We start from the raw sequence: 19,222 nt of genomic DNA, 5'->3' as shown, positions 1-19,222 counted from the left end.
TCGGAGTTAAGAATATAATTTTAGTACAACTTAACTCTGACCTGATATATTATTCTAAAAATAATTAATTACTGTCAAACCTTACATTTCTTGCGACAACGGCACCAGGACCTCTGTCTTCACCTTCTTTGGGTATATATACAAAATAGATTTCATCTGCTTTGACATTGGTCTCCGAATCAAGCTGAATGGATACCACACTACTGGTTTCTCCTGTTAACGGCTTAGGCATGCTTCCTTTTCCTAATAATTTGCCATCAGGTGCATTTAATCGCATCTCAAAATCGAGACCAGCAGTAGGCAACTCCCTCCAACTTGTGTTAATATGTGCCACTTTTACCCCGGTTAAATCTATGTCTTCCAAGACAAACCAACCCTTTTTAGCAGGTAATATGAGTAAATCCATTCCACCAAACGAAACGGGATTAAATCCGTCTACTTTAGTTTTACCGGAAAACGGAACAGTACTCCCTTTTAGGTAAACCTTTTCTATTCCGGTAAGTGGTATGGCTGCACCTCCTCCGGCATCAGTATAGCTGGCTGTTAGTACTAAGACGTTAGTTCCAGGTGTTGGTTTTGGTATTATTGCACCTTTGGAAGGAAGTGATTTTTTTGCAGTATTTCCTACCCTTAAGGATTGGATATACATTACAATTTGCCTGGATTCCTCGTTCTTAATGTTCGGGTGGGCTGGCATAGTTACTTCTCCCCAGACGCCATTACCGCCCGATTTTATTTTTTCCTGTAAATAACTTACTACATTTTCATCATCTTTATATTTTTCAGCAATCTGGGAATACATTGGCCCAATTGAGGCTTGACTTTCCTTATGACAGGCTCTACAATCCATAGATAAGGTAAGGGCTTTACCAGCAACGGCGGCAGATACTTCCTTATGTCCCAAAGAAAGATTTACCTCATCCATTCCTTCCATATAATCTAATGACACAAATATATTTTCTTCATCAATATCCCCATTGCCATCCGGATCATTTACGGAAACCTTGTAATTTAAAGGTACGCCAGGCATAAAAAATGATGAGTTGCCTCCACTAAGGTCTATGGTTACTATTGGCCTGGAATTTCCAGCTACAACAGTTACCACCTCACTGGTGGCAATAGCATTTTTATCATCCTTTACCTCAACAGAAACCATATATTCTCCAGCCTTATCATAAACATAATTAATTGAAGGTTCTGTTGACTCCATGGTTGTTCCATCTCCAAGATTCCATAAATAACTTATCTGATCTTTCTCTCTATCTGTTGCAACGACTTCGGCAGTAATACTCAAAGGCAAAATTCCGGAAGTCTTATCCACTATCAGGTGGTCTATTAACGGGGGCCTGTTTCCGCCATTATACTCAATATAGCTCAATCCGGAATTATCATTTTTTTGGAACCACCCGCTACCGTATTCAAGAAGATACACTCTGCCATCTGCGCCAACTTCCATATCGATCAGGTTATTAACCTCAATATCTGAAGCAAAAGGTTCCATTTTATTGAATGTGCCGTCTTCAAAAAGGCTTACCGCCTTCATCCAGCCCCTCATCCAATCAAAAATTATCACCTTCCCATTATAGTATTCAGGCAAGGCGTTAGGGCCATTATACAAATCTGAATAATACGCCGGACCAGCCATTGCATTTCTTCCTCCTGTACTTACCTGAGGAAAATCTGTAGACTCAACATAGGGATAAAAAACATAAGCGGGCATAGCCTTTGGAAGTTCTTTTAAACCCGTATTGTTTCTAGAATTATTTAAAGGCCTTTCGGGATCAAATATTTCCCCGCTAACCCCTGTTTCGTAGTTATATTCGAAGTAGGGTTTATTATCTGCAACAAATAGTGGCCAGCCAAAATTCCCGGCTTCCCTGGCCTGATTCATTTCATCATAACCCCTGGGACCTCTTGTTAAAAGGCTGTCTTCTCTCGCATCAGGGCCAACATCGCCCCAATAGACATATCCTTTTTTAGGGTCCACGGAGATTCTATATGGGTTTCGGTGACCCATGGTATAAATCTCCGGGCGTGTCTTTTCTGTCCCTATCGGGAATAAATTTCCCTCCGGAATATCATAAGAACCATCTTCATTTACTTTTATCCGCAAAATTTTTCCTCTTAAGTCATTAGTATTACCAGATGACCTTCGGGCATCATATTGCTGTTTTCCGGGAGTATCATTTAAGGGAGCGTAGCCACTATTTACATATTTTACCCCTTTTTCATTAAATGGAGTGGAATTGTCACCAGTGGATAAATGTAAGAGTCCGCCGGGTCCAAATGCAATAGACCCTCCTGTATGGCAACAGATCTCACGCTGACTGTCCACGTCCAGAATTTTTTGTTCGGAATCCATGTCAAAAATTCCGTCTTTAAACTTAAATCTTGACAATCGGTTTACAGACTCATCCCCCGTTGGTGCATAATAAATGTATATCCAGTTGTTCTGTGCATAATTAGGATCTTTTTGCAATCCCATAAGTCCTTCTTCGGCATTGACATCCGGGTTCAACAATGATTTGTGGTAAACATCCAGTAAAGCCACTTGATTTAGCTCTTTGGTAGTTGCATTGTAGTGCATAACTTCTCCTCTCCGCTGTCCAATAAGGACATCATTATTTGGTAAAATCGTCATCTCCGTAGGTTCAAAAAATTCACCTCCCCCTACCAGAGAAACTTTGGAAAATCTATCCACCTCTGGAGGAATTTGCGAACTCACTTTAGAATAATCTAGTTTTAAATTATCCCCAATTGCATATTGTATACCACCTAATAAGTGTTTCAAATACAGTTCTTCTGTAAAGGATTCTGACGTATGACCTAGTGCCGTATAAAATGCCCTTCCTCCATCGTATTGATGGTACCAACTCATAGGGTGGTTATCCCCGTTAATGCCTCCATCGTAGGTTTTTTCATTAACGGTCATAAGGACATTTATATCCGGGTTTATCTTCTTGAAGTTGTACATCTCGTCCGTTCTGTGCCAGATCGTATCTGTAAAGAAACTGGTTGCTGCAAAACTTTGATCTTTTATTATAAAATCTGCTTCCGGGGTACCTGCAGGGTGGCTATGGAAATAGGCACCAACTAATTTCCCATACCAGTTCCAATCATACTCCGTATCAGTGGCTGCATGCACACCAACAAAACCACCACCGGCCTGAATGTAACGCTCAAACCCGGCTTCCTGCTTGTGATCCAAAATATTACCAGTAGTACTCATAAATATAATCGCTGAGTATTGGCGTAATGAGTCTTCTTCAAAGATGGCTGCATTTTTAGTGGTATCTACTTCAAAATTATTCTGAGCTCCCAGTTTTTGAATAGCTGCTATCCCATCAGGAATAGATGCATGTTTGAATCCCATGGTTTTTGAGAATACCAATACTTTTGGGTTTCCTTCTCTTTTTTTAGAACTACATCCAATAAGTAAAAGGCAGCAAAAGAATATTGCCAAAGGGGAAATATTTTTCATTATTTAGTGAGTAATAAATTATTGTAGATTTTTTGCAAGCAGCAAATATAAGAATAGTAGTTGTTAATTTTTCAAAATATGATATTCATAATCAACTAATTCGTATTAATTTGTGAAAAAAAATAAGACATCACCAGAAATCTGTTTTAAGAATACCAAAGAATAGTGACTCTGGATTTCCAAAAATTACACCATTTCTAAAGGTGTCTACTTAATTATTTTTACTTTTAGAGTTAAACTTCTACTTTCTATATGTCCATTTTCTTAAAAACCCTATCAATTATAGTTCTATCCCTTTTTATTCTTACAGGCTGTAATGAGAACTCGAAGGAAATGGTTGATCTTATCATTCAGAACGGGAATATCATTAATTTGGAAACCGGCAAAATTGAACAAAAGGATATTTATATTTCCAATGGCCGAATCAAAGAACTGGGTAATTCTGATGAAATCCCCCTATATAAAGGAAATAAACTTATAAACGCAAAAGGCAAATATATCCTGCCGGGGTTTTGGGACAATCACGTACATTTCAGAGGTGGCAAAGACCTGATTTCGAATAACAAAAACTTTTTAAAAGTGTTTTTAGCCAACGGAATAACTACAGTCCGAGACGCTGGTGGCGATCTCACTCCAAATGTAATGCAATGGAGAAAAGGTATTTCCGAAGGAACTTTAACAGGTCCGGATATATATACCTCAGGTCCTAAAATTGATGGCCCCGGAGCAACCTGGGCCGGTTCACTTGAAGTTGAAAATGAACTGGATATTAAAAAAGCACTTGATTCCCTGACAAATTTGAAAACGGATTTTGTTAAATTATATGATAGTAAGATTAGCGGCGAATTATATCTGAAAACTATTATAGAGGCGGAAAACCGGGGTTTAATTACCTCGGGTCACATGCCTTTTACCGTAAATTTAAATGAAACAGTAGAGGCCGGTATAGATGCCATTGAGCATTTGTATTACGTAATGAAGGGATGTTCTTACCTTGAAAATACCCTTACAAAACAACTTCAGGATAAAACCATTGGATTTTGGGAGGCCATGCCTTTGTTACAGGAGAGCTATGAAGAAGGTACTGCAGAAAAGACATTTGCATCATTAAAAACCAACAACATATTTGTAGTACCAACACTTCATATTGGAGAAGTTTTAAGCTATTTAGATGAAGTAAACCACAGCGAGGATTCCTATTTAAAATATTTGCAAGATGCCTTTATTAAAAGCTATGAAGGGAGAATTAACGGAGCTCTTAAGGCCAGTGCCGAACGCCGAAGAGACAGGAAAGAATTAAATGCCTTTTTTGGTAAATTAACCCATGATCTAAATAAGGCCGGTGTTGGTCTTCTTGCAGGTTCAGATTGTGGGGCATATAATTCATATGTCTATCCGGGGATTTCTTTGCATAAAGAGCTGGAAGCTATGGTGAGGGTAGGTATTCCGCCCATCGAAGCACTGCGAACTTCGGCATATAACGGTTCTGTTTTCTTAAATAAAAATAATGACTTTGGATCGGTAACTAAAGGCAAAATTTCCGACCTGGTCTTATTGGCTGAAAATCCGCTGGAGAATATCTCAAATACACAAAAAATTGATTTCGTAATAAAAGGAGACAAGGTTTTTTACTCCAAAGAGTTGCGAGAATTAATGAAAGAAGCTGAAATTGAAAAAAATATAAACCCATGAAAAAACTATTTATTGCAGGTGCTATCTTAATCTTTATTTCATGTAATCAGGCACAGGAAAAAGTAAGTGATACGGCCATTTTAATCTCCAATGTTACGGTCATTGATGTAATTACTGGAGAGCTTCTCTCGGACCGGCAAATGGTTATAGACTCTGGGAAAATCAAGAAAATAGCAGTCAGTATAGAAAATGAAGAGGTTTATAAAAACATCATAGATGGGCAGGGAAAATATGCCTTACCCGGCCTGGCCGAAATGCACGCTCATATTCCTTCGCCACCTACGTCTAAAGAACAAACGGAAGAAATCCTTTTTCTCTATCTATCCAATGGTATCACAACCATAAGAGGAATGTTAGGTCATCCGTCACATTTAGAGTTGCGAATAGCGGCAGAACGAGGGGAACTCCTTAGCCCAAGAATTTTTACTTCCAGTCCTTCCTTAAATGGAAATTCGGTTACGTCAACTGAAGAAGCCAGGGAGAAGGTAATAGCTTACAAAAACGACGGTTATGATTTTTTAAAAATCCACCCCGGAATTAAGCGCGATGTGTTTGACGAATTAGTCAAAACCGCCAATGAATCGGGGATTTCATTTTCCGGACATGTGCCTGTTGATGTTGGTATTGAACACGCCTTAGAGAGTAAATATGCCTCCATAGACCATGTAGATGGGTTTTTAGAAGGTTTAGTGCCTAATTCAGAAAAAGTTGATCCAAATGAAAACGGATTTTTTGGCTACAATTTCACAAAACTGGCTGATACTACGATGATTGATGAACTAGTTGAACTTTCAAAAAACAACAAAGTCTGGATAGTACCTACACAAAGCCTTTTTGAACGATGGTTTGCACCGGTAGATGGAGAAATACTTCTTCAGCAGCCCGAGATGAAATACATGCCTGCATCAACCCTGTTAGAATGGAGAAAACGTAAGGAGGCATCAACAGGCCCGGGCACAAATTTTGATAAAACACAATGGGAAACCTTTATAGACTTAAGAAGAAAACTAATCTATGCACTAAATAAAACAGGGCATGGCCTGCTATTGGGGTCAGATGCCCCACAATTATTCAATGTTCCAGGATTTTCCATCCATCACGAAATTGAGGGAATGTTAAAGTCGGGCTTATCTCCACTTGAAATACTACAAACCGGAACAATTAACCCAGCTCTCTTTTTTAATATGGAATCTGTTTTCGGCCAATTAAAGGAAGGAATGGCCGCAGATATTCTGCTTGTTAATTCTAATCCCGTTGAAGACATTAGTGCATTAAAAGACTTGTCCGGGGTAATGGTCAAAGGGAAATGGATAAGCAAGGCCGATATTGATCAAAAACTTCAACAAATAGCAAAAAATGCTTCCGCTAACTAGTAATACTAATATTTAGAGGACGTAATAGTAGATTTAATGTTATTTTTGCCGCAAGCCTTTACTTCATATTAAGCCAGCGTGCAATCGTTATTAATATCTACAGAGGTAGCAGGCATAGATATAATGTCCAAATTGCCCAAAGAACATCAATTTATAGACCTTTCAGACTATGGCAGGCCCATTGCACGAATCATCGCAAATTCTTTAAAAAATACGGCTTTTACGCCGGTCCATCTAACTATCGGGTTTGTAATTTCGGGTCTTATTGCTATCCTGTGTATTTTTAATCATTATTATTGGGCCTCTGCGTTCTTCCTAATATTAAAATCAATTTTGGATGCAGCAGATGGAGAATTAGCCCGTATTAAAAATCAGCCCTCTTATACGGGAAGGTATTTAGATTCTGTTTCAGACATTATTCTCAATCTAATGATCCTGATTACGATATGGTATGTTACTGACGGATCAATAGGGTATACCATCCTGGCTTTTATTGGACTTCAGTTGCAGGGAACCCTTTATAATTACTATTATGTAATTCTGAGGAATAAATACAATGGTGATACTACCAGCCGGGTCTTTGAACGCAAAGCACCAAAAGCCATGAGCGGAGAGAAACAGAGTACGGTTAATTTCCTTTTTGGACTTTACAGTATCTTATATGGACTATTTGACAGGATAATTTATGTCTTGGACAGAAAGGCTGTAGCAAGTCAAAATCTTCCCAATTGGTTTATGACTGCTGTTTCTACTTTTGGACTAGGGTTTCAACTTTTAATAATAGGTATAATGCTTATGTGTAATCTGGAATCCTATATAATTCCCTTTTTTATTGGTTATTCACTGTTTATTTTTTTATTTATTGCAATTCGAAGGATACTAAATCGGTAATTATCTTTATTTTCAACATTCAATCTTCATAAATTTAACCGGAAATGAAAAAGCTTTTTATCCTATTCTTTTTACTATTAAGTGCCGGAATGCAAAGTCAATCACTATTGATTCCTGATAGAGTATTTGATGGAGAAACTTTATTTACTAATTGGATCGTTATTGTGGATGGCAATCAAATTGAATACAGTGGTCCTCTTGATAAATGTCCGATAAAAATTATAAAAGACACCGTTTTGCTAAAAGGGATGACACTTTTACCAGGAATTATAGAAGGCCATTCACATCTGCTGCTCCATCCGTATAATGAAACCAGTTGGAATGATCAGGTACTTCAAGAATCTCCTGCAGAAAGGGCAATCCGAGGCACTGTTTATGCAAGAAGGTCACTTTTGGCAGGAATTACAACAATGCGGGATTTGGGTGCTGAAGGAGCCGGATATACCGATGTTTATCTAAAAAAGACTATTGATGAAGGTATTATTCCAGGACCCCGTCTATTGGTTGCCGGCCCGGCAATTGTAGCTACCGGGGCTTATGGCCCAAAAGGGTTTCATGACGGGGTAGTAGTCCCACTGGGAGCTGAAACTGTAAGTGGAATTGATGAAGCCATTAAAACAGTGCGCAGGCAGATTGGCAATGGATCCGACTTTATTAAAGTATATGCAGACTACAGATGGAATCCGGGTGAGCCAGCACAACCCACTTTTTTGCAGAATGAAATTGAAGCTATGGTGGCTACAGCTGAAAGTACAGGAAGATACGTAGTAGCTCATGCCAGCACTCCGGAGGGAATACGCAGGGCAGTACTTGCAGGTGTAGAAACCATAGAGCACGGGGATTTGGGAACGATAAAGGAGTTTACTTTAATGAAAGAAAACGATGTTGCCTTTTGTCCTACCCTTGCCGCAGGAGAAGCCGTTGAGCAATATGGCGGATGGATAAAAGGCAAGGACCCTGTACCAATGAGAATTATTCTAAAAAAAGCTTCATTTGAAGAAGCACTAAAATCGGGGGTTGAGATCGTATTTGGTGGAGATGTAGGTGTTTTTAGCCATGGAGAAAATTATCGGAAAATGGAATTAATGGTAGAATACGGGATGACCCCATTAGCTGTATTGCAATCTGCAACTTCTGTAAATGCCCGGGTATTTCACCTTGACAGACTAGGCCGTATCAGGAAGGGGTTATTGGCAGATATTATAGCCGTCCAAGGTGACCCTACTAAGAATATTTCGGCTATAAAATCGGTAAAATTTGTAATGAAAGATGGAGAAGTCTACCTAGGAGACAAGTAAGGCTGAAAAATTGATGCAAATTTTACAATTTAAATAAGTATCGAAAACTAAAATTCGAATTTTCCTCTTTTAAACATTTCGTATAATAAATGAGAATCTGCCATTAACAAGCCTTTAAGATTTATAGTTCAACTTTTTGGTATATTTAACAATTAAATAAAAGCACCCTTGTTTAATGTAAAAATGGCCATTCTTTCCAGCCGGAATTAATGCTCATACTTCTTTATTTATTAGGGTAATAACTACTTAAACATCAATCTTAAAACCATAGTAAACATGAGAAAACTGATCTTAATGCTGGCAATCACAATGATATGGAGTTGCAAGCAAGAAAAAACGGAAGTAAAACCAAGCATTGCAGAAACTCTGGAGACTTACACCATAGAGCAAATGATGGACAATGAGAGCGTATTTGGGGGAAGTTTTTCTCCGGATAAATCAAAATTATTAGTGTCCAGTAACCGCTCGGGTATTTATAACATGTATACGGTTCCTTCGTCAGGAGGCGATTTTATTCCCGTAACAGCTTCCGATAGTTCCTCCGTTTTCTCAATTTCCTATTTTCCTCAAGACGAGCGTATGTTATTCCGGATGGATAACAATGGGGATGAAATTTATCATATCTTTTTAAGGGACGAAGAGGGAAAACAAAAAGATATTACTCCTTTTGAAGGTGCCAGAACGGTTTTCTACGGGTGGGCCAAGGATGACAAAAGCTTTTACTTTACTTCCAACAAAAGAGATAAGAGGTATATGGATCTGTATGAGATGGATTTAGAGAATTTTACACCTACCCTGCTCTACCAAAATGATGAAGGATATAACGTTGGCGGAATCTCACATGATAAGCAATACCTGCCATTAAGCAAATCTATTAACACCAATGACAGTGATTTATTCCTTTATAGTTTTAAAGATAAGTCTACAACAAAAATAAATCTAAATCAAAGCGCCAATAGCAGTGAAGACTTTGCCATAGACGGTTCATCGCTATATTATACTACAGACGATGGTGCTGAATTTGCTTACCTCATGAAATATAATATTGCCGATGGCACACGTGAAAAAGTTATGGAACGCGATTGGGATATTGTTGGTAGTTATTTTACTGAAAATGGAACATATCAGGTGACTTATATAAATGAAGATGCAAAAAATGTTATTGAAGTAAAAGACATGGCTTCGGGTGAAAATATTGAACTTCCCAAATTTGAAAATACGAGTATTACTAATGTCGGTTTTTCAGATGATGAAAAGACCATGAGGTTTTATGCCGGTGGTTCAAATACTCCATCTAATTTATTTGTATATGATTTGGAAACCAAGCAGCAGAATCAAATTACAAACGTTTTAAACCGGGAAATAAAAGGTGAGCATCTGGTCACTGCAGAAGTTGTACGTTTTAATTCTTTTGATGGTCTTGAAATACCAGCTATTTATTACAAACCCCATCAGGCCAGTGCTGAAAATAAGGTGCCTGCTCTGGTTTGGGTACATGGTGGTCCCGGAGGACAATCGAGACAAAATTTTAGTTCCATAATACAATATTTGGTAAACCATGGCTATGCTATCCTGGCGGTAAACAACAGAGGAAGTAGCGGATATGGCAAGACTTTTTATCAGATGGATGACTTAAATCATGGGGATAAAGATCTAAAAGATTGTGTAGAAGGAAAAAATTGGCTCACGCAACAAGGCGAAATTGATGCAGAAAAGATTGGTATTATAGGGGGCTCATATGGAGGCTATATGACCATGGCTGCCCTTACTTATACCCCTGAAGAATTTGCTGTAGGCGTAAATTTATTTGGGGTTACCAACTGGATAAGAACCCTTAGAAGTATTCCACCATGGTGGGAATCGTTTAAAGATGCGCTTTATAAAGAATTAGGAGACCCAAATAGCGCAGACTCCGTTCGTCTTAAAAAAATATCCCCATTATTCCATACTGATAAAGTAACTAAACCATTGATTGTCCTTCAAGGCTCTCAGGATCCCAGGGTTTTACAGGTAGAATCTGATGAGATTGTTGCCGGGGTTAGAAAAAATGGGGTTCCAGTGGAATATGTTTTATTTGAAGATGAAGGTCATGGTTTTGTTAAAAAGGAAAATCAAATTGAAGCTTATAGTAAAGTCCTCGAATTTTTGGATGTATATCTAAAGCAGGACAAAGGTACTCCAATTAAGGATGGTGAAACTATTGAAATGAATTCTGATTAAGTTTAACAAAATCTAAATTTATTGATTTTAGATAGTTAAATTAAATATAGAAGCTCGCTTGTTTGTCAAAAGTTAATTCAAGCGAGCTTGTAATTTTGCACTTTTATAAAAGATGTTACCTTATGAGAAAATTACTAGCCATTCTTACATTACTTATTGCAACAAATAATCAAGCTCAGGAAACAGGAGAAGACAAATTAGGCGCATGGTACATGTACTTTGGTACCAATAAAGTCTCTGAGCGATTTAGTATTCATACAGAAGCTCAATTTAGATATTATGAAACCACAAGTAATTTTAATCAATTACTGCTCAGAACCGGACTGAATTACCATATTAGTTCTGAAGCCATTGCTACTATAGGTTATGGCTATATTGATACCGATACAAGTTTTGAAGATATCCCTAACGAAAATAAGCTGCTGGAAAACAGAATTTTTGAACAATTTATCCTCAAAAACAAGGTTTGGGAATTATTATTTGAACATCGTTTTCGCTTTGAACAGCGTTTTTTGAATTCAGGAACGTTTTCTGACACCCAACATAGAGCACGGTATAGATTACAAATCACACTTCCACTTACCAATACCTTTTTCCTCAACTTCTATGATGAGATATTTTTGAATCTTCAGGATGAAATTTTTGGGCAGAACAGACTGTATGCTGCTCTGGGGATAAATATTGTTGAAAATTTAAGTTTGCAGTTAGGGTATTTGAAAAACCATTTTAATACAGCTAATTACGATCGATTGCAATTAGCCGTTTTCTACAACCCGGATTTACGCCGAAAAAAGAATGAAGTAAAATAACCTATTCCTACCAATGCTAAAATGGTATAGTTACCTACCAAAAATATAAAAAACTTAGAGGTAGGGATTACTGTTAATACCCGTTTAAGACCTAAACTTAAGTATATCCAAATCACTCAGCCTCATAGAGTTATTTCCATATTTTTTTATAAATCTGTCCATTAGTGTCAATTTCGATCTGTAAGAAAGTTTAGTACCTTTCATTCGACTACCAATTAATTAAAAAGCAATATGAGTCTTCAAAAAGTACTATTTCAAAACAAGTCGGGGCAGAAACTGGTGGGTAGGTTAGAGCTACCTGCAAATCAACTACCGCATAACTACGTGTTATTTGCACATTGTTTTACTTGTAATAAAAATCTGTTATCCATTAAAAATATTAGTAAATCACTTACTTCCAGTGGTTTTGGTGTTTTACGTTTTGATTTCACTGGTCTGGGTGAGAGCGAGGGAGATTTTGCAGACACCAATTTTTCGGGGAACGTTGAAGATTTGATAGCTGCAGCAGAACATCTGAGTAACACTCACAAAGCACCAACCCTTTTAATAGGACATTCTCTTGGGGGCGCGGCAGTACTCCTGGCAGCAGCAGAAATAGCATCGATAAAAGCTATAGCGACGATTGCTGCTCCCTCTAATCCTGTGCATGTAAAACGTTTACTTAAGAGTAATATCGAGGAAATAAACTTAAATGGGAAGGCCCTGGTTAATATAGGCGGACGCGATTTTACCATTAAAAAACAATTTCTTGAGGATTTGGAAAATAGAACGATTTCACAAACAGTCAAAGAATTACGCAAACCAATTTTGATATTGCATTCTCCACAAGATCAAACGGTGGCTATTAAAAATGCAGAAGAAATTTATATCGCTGCACATCACCCAAAGAGCTTTATTTCTTTAGATGGGGCAGATCATCTCCTTTCAGATAAAAAAGATTCAACCTATGCAGGTAATGTTATTTCGGGTTGGGCGCAACGTTACCTCGATATTCCTCAGGATAAAAGTATTAACTCCGAACACCAGGCGGTGGCAAGCCTGGATGCGGATGAAGGGTTTTCAACTTCAATGAAAGTAGGAAATCATTATATGATAGCGGATGAACCGGAAGAATTTGGCGGTAATGATTTTGGACCTTCTCCATATGAGTTGGTCTCTGCAGGTTTGGCGGCTTGTACGGCCATGACTATTCAGATGTACGTAAAACGCAAAGGATGGGACCTGAAAAACGTTGAAGTACACTCCTCATTTAGTAAATCACATGCTGAGGATTGCCAGGATTGTGAGTCCCCCGGGGCAAAAATAGATACATTTCACAGGGAACTAAAACTAACTGGTAGTGTTGATGAGAAACAGACTCAACGCATCCTGGATATAGCAAATAAATGTCCGGTTCATAAAACTTTGCACAGCGAGATACAGGTCATCACAAAAATCATTGACTAATTCTAAACAATCCTTTTTGAAATATTTACCGATGTTATAAAAGAAGTATAATTTATAAGTTAAGGAGAAATTAAAAGTCTGAACTATACTATGAAGAATCCGTTTAACCGCGTAATCGCCTTAAATTAAGACTGCTATCCGAGGGTTTTATTCAAATGATTGTAAATATTGTGTTGACTTACCAGCGAATATTGCGTAACTTTCGTCAGTAACATAAAACGAAAAACAAATGAAGAAAATACACATCATCGTACTAAGTATGATTCTTGTACTGGCATATAATTGTAAAGATGGTAAAAAGACTGAAAAAGAAAGTAATGCGGCTACGGACGAAGCTGTGGAAAAAACAGCGGAGGAAGCTAAAGTAGAAGTTATAAAATTTTCTATGGAACCCAAAAGTGATAGCAATGTGCAGGGTGAAGTGGTCTTTACAGAAGAAAACGGAATGGTAATGATGAAAGCCACCTTAAGTGGACTTAGCCCCGGAGAACATGCAATTCATATTCACGAAAAGGCAGATTGTTCTTCTGATGATGGCACGTCCTCCGGAGGGCATTGGAACCCTACCCATGAGCCACATGGAAAATGGGGTATGGCCGAGGGTTACCATAAAGGAGATATCGGTAATTTTACGGCAGATGCAGAGGGTAATGCCGTTGTTGAATTTAGTACCGATCAGTGGTGTATAGGCTGCGAAGATGAAAATATGAACATTTTAGGCAAAGCTGTAATTGTACATCAGGGAGTTGATGATTTTACATCGCAACCCAGTGGTGCCGCAGGTGCCAGAGTAAGTTGCACCGGTATTATTCAATAGAAAACCTATAATTTTATTAAAATATGGCTGCTAAATTAGCGGCCATTTTAAGTTTTAAGAGGCCTATTTGTTTATGGTCTTTTCAGTAAAAGTCGATCAATATGTAAATATTTTTTTTGCCCTATTTTTTTCTCAAGGAATAATGGGCTTTAAAAACTTTAAATAGAAGAAACGACATAACTATAAACCAAACAGAGAAAATATAATATTCCATAACGAGGTTGATTTGGGTTAATATTCTCGAAAACGTACTAATAAATAAATTCAGATTTCTGTAATACTTGGGGCATTGCAGAAATGCTCTGATAGCATTTGAACGTTAAACATAAGCATTTCATCCATAATTTCCTAAGAAAAAGTTAAAAAAAACAAAATATCAAATGAATTGAACACTGATTAATTTTAAATTTTTCAATTCCAAATTACGGTTGATATAAAAATAAAATTAAGTTGATAACAGTTACAACATACCAATTTTCCATTTTAATAAGAGAGACAACAAAGGGAATGTCCCATATTTTGTTTTACTTTGACTTTTTAAAAGATCAAGCCAATGAACCCATCCGCATCCGGTTGGATTGACAAATTCGGGCACGATGTAAAAGATAATCTTGAAGTTTTTAACGATTTCAGGAATCTTTACGGAGGGCTTAAAACATCTGGTTTTGTCTATGGATTAAATATCAAGATTCCGGGTTTTATTAAACCTGAACACACTTTGTCAGAGGATGAAAAGGCAAAAATTAACCTGCTTACGGCCTTATTCTTTACCTTTAAATTAGAACATAACAATTCTAATTTTGATGATTTTGTTCACACAATTTTTCAATTTTATCAGGAACTGAATGTTAGTAACATTTCCTTTCTTAATAAAATCCTTGCCGGTAGTAAAACCTCTAAGCAACTTGAAAAACTTATTGATTCCAGGGTTTATCTAGGTGATAATGTATTTAGTAAAACCTTTAACAGAATTATCACAAACTCATTATTATTTATTGATGTTCTTACATTCAAATACTACTTGAACGGAGGCAAAAATATTAGGGAACACGCTCAAACCTTAGAATACCTTACCATAAATGTTACCGCACATGCACTAAACTCTAAAGAGAAAAACAAAACGGATGAACGTTTAGCCCAACTTTTTGCTTCTTCCATGACCTTTATTGATGGTGAAAAACAAGAATTTGACGGTTCATACAGAGCCCAACTATTGAATAACTCAGTTATCTGGGAAAATCATTATTTTCTGGATGTGGCATGTCTTACTGTTTGGGAAGATAAAACACTGGAATATCAGGAATCTGAATTTATTTTTGGTATAGGTAAGAATCTTGGTTTTGAGAGAAAAGAGATTTCCCGATCACTGGAAGAAATTACTTCTTTCTTTGAGAAAAATTCTGCGAATATTCCTTTTCTGAAGGACCCCAACATGGCAATTCAATTTTACGATAGCATGTCCAAAGTGGTCAATAAACTAATTCTAAGAAATAATAAAAGACTTCAAAAAGAATTATCAGAGAGCAAAGAATTGATGCAGCTACTTTCTAAGTCCACGGTTAAGGACCTCAGTTCAGAGGAAAAGAAAAAAGTCCAAAATCACCTTATAGATATTTTTAAAAGCATACCATCCCTGGCTATATTTTTATTACCCGGAGGAGCAGTTTTATTGCCAATTTTTATAAAATTAATTCCTAAATTACTGCCTTCTGCTTTTGATGACAACAGAGTAGATGAAAAGTCCTGAAATATTGTTAAAAAGCTACTATAAGAAATATCTATAGTTAATTCTAAGTATTTTTATATCAGATACTTAATCATAGTTATTCTAACCATAACTTAAAATCTTTTACCCTTTCCCTACTTACTATTATTTCCTGCTCATTATAGCGATTCAACTTGATTATCAGGCGAGAATTGGTGTAAGAAACAATGTCTTTTATGTGATTGATATTGATATAGAATTTTCTGCTCACTCTAAAGAATATTTGAGGTGATAATTCATTCTCAAGGTTTTCTAATGTAGTATCCAAAAGATAGTTTCTTCCTTCTGTAGTTGATGCATACGTACCTTTATTTTCGCTATAGAAACATTCAATTTCATCGGCATTGATAATTTTCAAATGCTGTCCAAGTCGAATAGTGAATCTTTTTTTGTATTCTCTTTCAAGTGGGTTGACAAGTAATTTTTTAATATCCTCAAAATCCAGGCTTAATTGATTATGGTCCGGTTTCAGATTTTGATATTTTATAACCGCACTTTCTAACTCTTCATCGTCAATGGGTTTTAGAAGATAATCAATACTGTTAAGTTTAAAAGCCTGAAGAGCATATTCATCATAAGCTGTGGTAAAAATGATAGCGCTTTTTACCTCAACCAAATCAAAAATTTCAAAAGACAAACCATCGGAAAGCTGAATATCGAGGAAAATCAAATCAGGATGATCATTGTTCTGAAACCATTCAACAGATTCTTCAACTGAATGAAGCATGGTAGCTACCTGAACATCCAGTTCATTTAACAATCGGGCTAAACGTCTTGCCGCAGGTTTTTCATCCTCAATAATTAATACGTTCATACCGCAAATTTAATTAAGCTATGATTTCTATTCATTTTAACTCGCATATATAATTAGAGCTGATTATTATTTAAACTTTTCTGCTTCACGTTTGTCTTTGTCAATGTATTTTTGAATCTGCCGTTCTTCCCAACTTTTGCCAAAGAAAGGATTATAATTAAATACATGAGCTGCATGAAACACTACTCCAATTCCCCAGAATATGGGGGTGAAAAAAGTGGAAAATTTCCAAAAACTCTCCCCATCTCCAAGAGTCCTCATATAAACATTAGCGAGAATAAAAGCATTAATCACAATATAAACTGCAAGATGAATGTAAAACCCTTTCATCTCTTCTACTTTCTTTTTAGCTCTGTTTAACTTGTTGTCATTCTCCATTTCTTTTATTATTTAATATTCTACTAATTTTTACTCCCATCTGTTTTGCTGTTCTTCATCGCGCATTATCTCCTTTATCTTGCGCTCTTCCCAATCCCTCCCAAAAAAAGGATTTATATTAAAAATCTGAATGGCCTGAAAAACAATTCCGATTCCCCATCCAAAGGCAGCCCATAAAAACCACATATACCGCCATTCATTAGTCCAATAATTAATCCCAGCCAAAAGAGCTATTACGAGTACATATGATAAGAGATTTCCGTAGAATTTTTTAAGTTTTTCCACGCGTTCTTTGGCTCTCAGATATTTTGTTTCTTTATTAAAATTTTCCATGACACTTATATTTTTGGTTAGTAATTATCCTTTCCATATTATTTAATTTATATAAATCATAAACTTATCAATGGAAAAAGGCTAAAAATCCTCTTTCCTCATTAATTCCTGTATTTTCCTCTGTTCCCACACCTTACCCCACAAAGGATTAATTCCATGGACAGCTAAACCTTTTGCCACCAGTCCAAAACCCCAACCTAGGGCAGGAAATACGGCCCAGGGAAAACTGGTCGTCTGATAATTTATCCAAATTAGTATTGGGATTACAATACAGTATAAAACCAGGCTTAAATAGAAATGTTTTATTGCCGTTACCTGTTGTTTTGCTCTTAAAAAACTTGCTTCTTTACTACTATTATTCATGATTTCAATTTTATACATGTCGTTATATTAAATACAGTTTAAAATTCCGAAATGTTGGCAAAAATTCTAAAATTATTAGTCTCAACTGTAATATTTTGATGACGAATTGTTGTTTAAAATCTTGGAGGCATCATTGATTAAAATTTATCATCATCCATGAGCTCCTTTATCTTTTTTTCTTCCCAACTTTTTCCCCATAAAGGATTATAGCCAAAAGCCTCCATCCCGTGTATCGTGAGACCAAAACCCCATCCCAGTGCAGGAAAGATGGCCCATGGAAAACTGCTCGACCTTAAATTCAACCATATCAATAAAGGAATTACAATACAGTAAGCTGTTAAATTCCCATAGAAGCCCTTAATAGCTTCTACGCGTTCTTTGGCCTTCTGATATCTTTTATCGCTTATATAAGTTTCTTGTGAGGCGGTTAGGCTCACCTTTTTGGAAAGCATAGGTAAAGAGACCTTAAAATAAGCAGCAGTTTTATCTATATGGACTTCCCTATTTGACAAAATAGAATATCGTTGCTGAATATTTCTCAATCCCACGCCACTGCTTTTCTTAACCACCTGTTTTTCCTGAAAATTATTCTGAATAACCAAAACGTCATTTTCTTCATAGACTTTAATGTTTAAAGGCCTTGAACTGCTAACTACATTGTGTTTTACTGCATTCTCAAGCAATAATTGCAAAGAAAGGGGGACTATTTTAGCTTCAGGATTACTGCATTTGTCCGGGATATCAAACAGAATACTGTCTTCAAAACGCATTTTGAGTAACCGTATATATGTTCTTGCAAACTGAAGTTCCTCGTCTACAGTCACCAGGTCCTTATTTTTTTGCTCCAGAACATACCTGTAAACTTTGGATAGTGATGTTGTAAATTTTTGAGCCTGATCAGGATCTTCTTCAATTAAACTTGTAAGTACATTAAGGCTATTAAACAAAAAATGAGGATCCAATTGATTCTTTAAAGCATCGAATTTTGCCGAGGCGGTTCCTGCAATAATCTTTTGTTCCTTTACTTTCCTGTCTTGTAAAGACCTGTAAAAATAAATGGCGTGGAAAAGAATGGTTATAACCAGGGTGATTATTAGGGCAATAAAGTAATTGATGGCCCTTTCACCCGAGAGAAACCCCTCCCAATCCGCTCCCTCAAAACCCATTCGAATTACTATGCGTATCCACAGAATTCCGATCATAGTTAAAACAACACTGCCTGCAGCTCCTATTGCCAATCTATATTTGCCGTATTTTTTCCAAATAACCCGCTTATTTAAATACTCAAAAAAAGAAGTATTGATTAGCGTTAGAACTATTGAATAGAGAAAATTGTAACCAACTCCTACCCATAAATTCTTATCAAATTCAACGGTCCCGTTTGCAAAGAATTCAATGCTGATAAAAATGACGGACAAAACAAAACCCACCAAAAGGCCTATTCTAAAAACCTTAACCAAATATCTCATATTTAAAAAGTAATAATGAAATTTCTATTCATTTAAATTCAATTGTATCGCCGGTATTTAAAATCTCTGGAAT

Annotated in this window: 15 protein-coding genes; 9 read left to right on the top strand and 6 right to left on the bottom strand. The window is 36.6% G+C overall.

Features of this window, described 5'->3' with window-relative positions; all coding sequences use genetic code 11:
• Positions 1-64: 64 nt before the first annotated feature.
• Positions 65-3,481: a ThuA domain-containing protein gene (locus tag Q0874_RS07830; RefSeq protein ID WP_299161513.1), complete on the bottom strand. Its 3,417-nt coding sequence runs from the start codon at positions 3,479-3,481 to the stop codon at positions 65-67.
• A gap of 252 nt (positions 3,482-3,733) precedes the next feature.
• On the opposite strand from Q0874_RS07830, the gene Q0874_RS07825 reads away from it, so the two are divergent.
• The 9 genes from Q0874_RS07825 (at position 3,734) to Q0874_RS07785 (ending at position 15,774) form a co-directional block, all read left to right on the top strand.
• Entirely contained in the window at positions 3,734-5,173 is a 1,440-nt protein-coding gene (locus Q0874_RS07825) for an amidohydrolase family protein (RefSeq protein WP_299161511.1), read from the top strand.
• Entirely contained in the window at positions 5,170-6,546 is a 1,377-nt protein-coding gene (locus Q0874_RS07820) for an amidohydrolase family protein (RefSeq protein WP_299161509.1), read from the top strand. Before Q0874_RS07825 ends, Q0874_RS07820 begins: the two co-directional genes overlap by 4 nt.
• Positions 6,547-6,669: 123 nt before the next feature.
• Complete coding sequence (locus Q0874_RS07815) at positions 6,670-7,437, top strand: CDP-alcohol phosphatidyltransferase family protein (RefSeq protein WP_299161719.1); 768 nt, start codon at positions 6,670-6,672, stop codon at positions 7,435-7,437.
• 44 nt (positions 7,438-7,481) lie between these two features.
• Entirely contained in the window at positions 7,482-8,735 is a 1,254-nt protein-coding gene (locus Q0874_RS07810; RefSeq protein ID WP_299161507.1) for an amidohydrolase family protein, read from the top strand.
• A gap of 276 nt (positions 8,736-9,011) precedes the next feature.
• On the top strand, positions 9,012-10,955 hold the full coding sequence (locus Q0874_RS07805) for an alpha/beta fold hydrolase (RefSeq protein ID WP_299161505.1): 1,944 nt from the start codon (positions 9,012-9,014) through the stop codon (positions 10,953-10,955).
• Between the two features lie 122 nt (positions 10,956-11,077).
• Positions 11,078-11,764 (top strand): DUF2490 domain-containing protein, encoded by a 687-nt coding sequence (locus tag Q0874_RS07800; protein WP_299161502.1) that lies wholly within the window; start codon positions 11,078-11,080, stop codon positions 11,762-11,764.
• 231 nt (positions 11,765-11,995) lie between these two features.
• Positions 11,996-13,210, top strand: a complete 1,215-nt coding sequence (locus Q0874_RS07795; protein WP_299161500.1) for a bifunctional alpha/beta hydrolase/OsmC family protein — start codon at positions 11,996-11,998, stop codon at positions 13,208-13,210.
• A 229-nt stretch (positions 13,211-13,439) separates the two neighbouring features.
• Positions 13,440-14,027, top strand: a complete 588-nt coding sequence (locus Q0874_RS07790) for a superoxide dismutase family protein (protein WP_299161498.1) — start codon at positions 13,440-13,442, stop codon at positions 14,025-14,027.
• 553 nt (positions 14,028-14,580) lie between these two features.
• A complete protein-coding gene (locus Q0874_RS07785; RefSeq protein ID WP_299161496.1) occupies positions 14,581-15,774 on the top strand; it encodes an LETM1-related biofilm-associated protein in 1,194 nt (397 codons plus the stop codon).
• A 76-nt stretch (positions 15,775-15,850) separates the two neighbouring features.
• On the opposite strand, the gene Q0874_RS07780 is transcribed toward Q0874_RS07785, so the two are convergent.
• From Q0874_RS07780 to Q0874_RS07760, 5 genes are all read right to left on the bottom strand, one after another.
• A complete protein-coding gene (locus Q0874_RS07780) occupies positions 15,851-16,606 on the bottom strand; it encodes a LytTR family DNA-binding domain-containing protein (RefSeq protein WP_299161494.1) in 756 nt (251 codons plus the stop codon).
• A 66-nt stretch (positions 16,607-16,672) separates the two neighbouring features.
• On the bottom strand, positions 16,673-16,984 hold the full coding sequence (locus tag Q0874_RS07775; RefSeq protein ID WP_299161492.1) for a 2TM domain-containing protein: 312 nt from the start codon (positions 16,982-16,984) through the stop codon (positions 16,673-16,675).
• A 30-nt stretch (positions 16,985-17,014) separates the two neighbouring features.
• Complete coding sequence (locus Q0874_RS07770; RefSeq protein WP_299161490.1) at positions 17,015-17,317, bottom strand: 2TM domain-containing protein; 303 nt, start codon at positions 17,315-17,317, stop codon at positions 17,015-17,017.
• An 81-nt stretch (positions 17,318-17,398) separates the two neighbouring features.
• On the bottom strand, positions 17,399-17,680 hold the full coding sequence (locus tag Q0874_RS07765; protein WP_299161488.1) for a 2TM domain-containing protein: 282 nt from the start codon (positions 17,678-17,680) through the stop codon (positions 17,399-17,401).
• 137 nt (positions 17,681-17,817) lie between these two features.
• Entirely contained in the window at positions 17,818-19,149 is a 1,332-nt protein-coding gene (locus Q0874_RS07760) for a 2TM domain-containing protein (RefSeq protein ID WP_299161485.1), read from the bottom strand.
• Between the last annotated feature and the right edge of the window lie 73 nt (positions 19,150-19,222).

Source organism: uncultured Eudoraea sp. (genome assembly GCF_947490415.1).
Lineage (GTDB): Bacteria > Bacteroidota > Bacteroidia > Flavobacteriales > Flavobacteriaceae > Eudoraea.
Note: the sequence above shows the minus strand (reverse complement) of the source record. Positions and strands in the feature narration are given on the sequence as shown.

What these genes read in the sequence shown, in the direction of transcription:
- Q0874_RS07790 (WP_299161498.1), top strand. Translation starts at nt 13,440, where the DNA reads ATGAAGAAAATACACATCATCGTACTAAGTATGATTCTTGTACTGGCA.
- Q0874_RS07800 (WP_299161502.1), top strand. Translation starts at nt 11,078, where the DNA reads ATGAGAAAATTACTAGCCATTCTTACATTACTTATTGCAACAAATAAT.
- Q0874_RS07820 (WP_299161509.1), top strand. Translation starts at nt 5,170, where the DNA reads ATGAAAAAACTATTTATTGCAGGTGCTATCTTAATCTTTATTTCATGT.
- Q0874_RS07810 (WP_299161507.1), top strand. Translation starts at nt 7,482, where the DNA reads ATGAAAAAGCTTTTTATCCTATTCTTTTTACTATTAAGTGCCGGAATG.
- Q0874_RS07780 (WP_299161494.1), bottom strand. Translation starts at nt 16,606, where the DNA reads ATGAACGTATTAATTATTGAGGATGAAAAACCTGCGGCAAGACGTTTA.
- Q0874_RS07825 (WP_299161511.1), top strand. Translation starts at nt 3,734, where the DNA reads ATGTCCATTTTCTTAAAAACCCTATCAATTATAGTTCTATCCCTTTTT.
- Q0874_RS07770 (WP_299161490.1), bottom strand. Translation starts at nt 17,317, where the DNA reads ATGGAAAATTTTAATAAAGAAACAAAATATCTGAGAGCCAAAGAACGC.
- Q0874_RS07760 (WP_299161485.1), bottom strand. Translation starts at nt 19,149, where the DNA reads ATGAGATATTTGGTTAAGGTTTTTAGAATAGGCCTTTTGGTGGGTTTT.
- Q0874_RS07830 (WP_299161513.1), bottom strand. Translation starts at nt 3,481, where the DNA reads ATGAAAAATATTTCCCCTTTGGCAATATTCTTTTGCTGCCTTTTACTT.
- Q0874_RS07765 (WP_299161488.1), bottom strand. Translation starts at nt 17,680, where the DNA reads ATGAATAATAGTAGTAAAGAAGCAAGTTTTTTAAGAGCAAAACAACAG.
- Q0874_RS07795 (WP_299161500.1), top strand. Translation starts at nt 11,996, where the DNA reads ATGAGTCTTCAAAAAGTACTATTTCAAAACAAGTCGGGGCAGAAACTG.
- Q0874_RS07785 (WP_299161496.1), top strand. Translation starts at nt 14,581, where the DNA reads ATGAACCCATCCGCATCCGGTTGGATTGACAAATTCGGGCACGATGTA.
- Q0874_RS07805 (WP_299161505.1), top strand. Translation starts at nt 9,012, where the DNA reads ATGAGAAAACTGATCTTAATGCTGGCAATCACAATGATATGGAGTTGC.
- Q0874_RS07815 (WP_299161719.1), top strand. Translation starts at nt 6,670, where the DNA reads ATGTCCAAATTGCCCAAAGAACATCAATTTATAGACCTTTCAGACTAT.
- Q0874_RS07775 (WP_299161492.1), bottom strand. Translation starts at nt 16,984, where the DNA reads ATGGAGAATGACAACAAGTTAAACAGAGCTAAAAAGAAAGTAGAAGAG.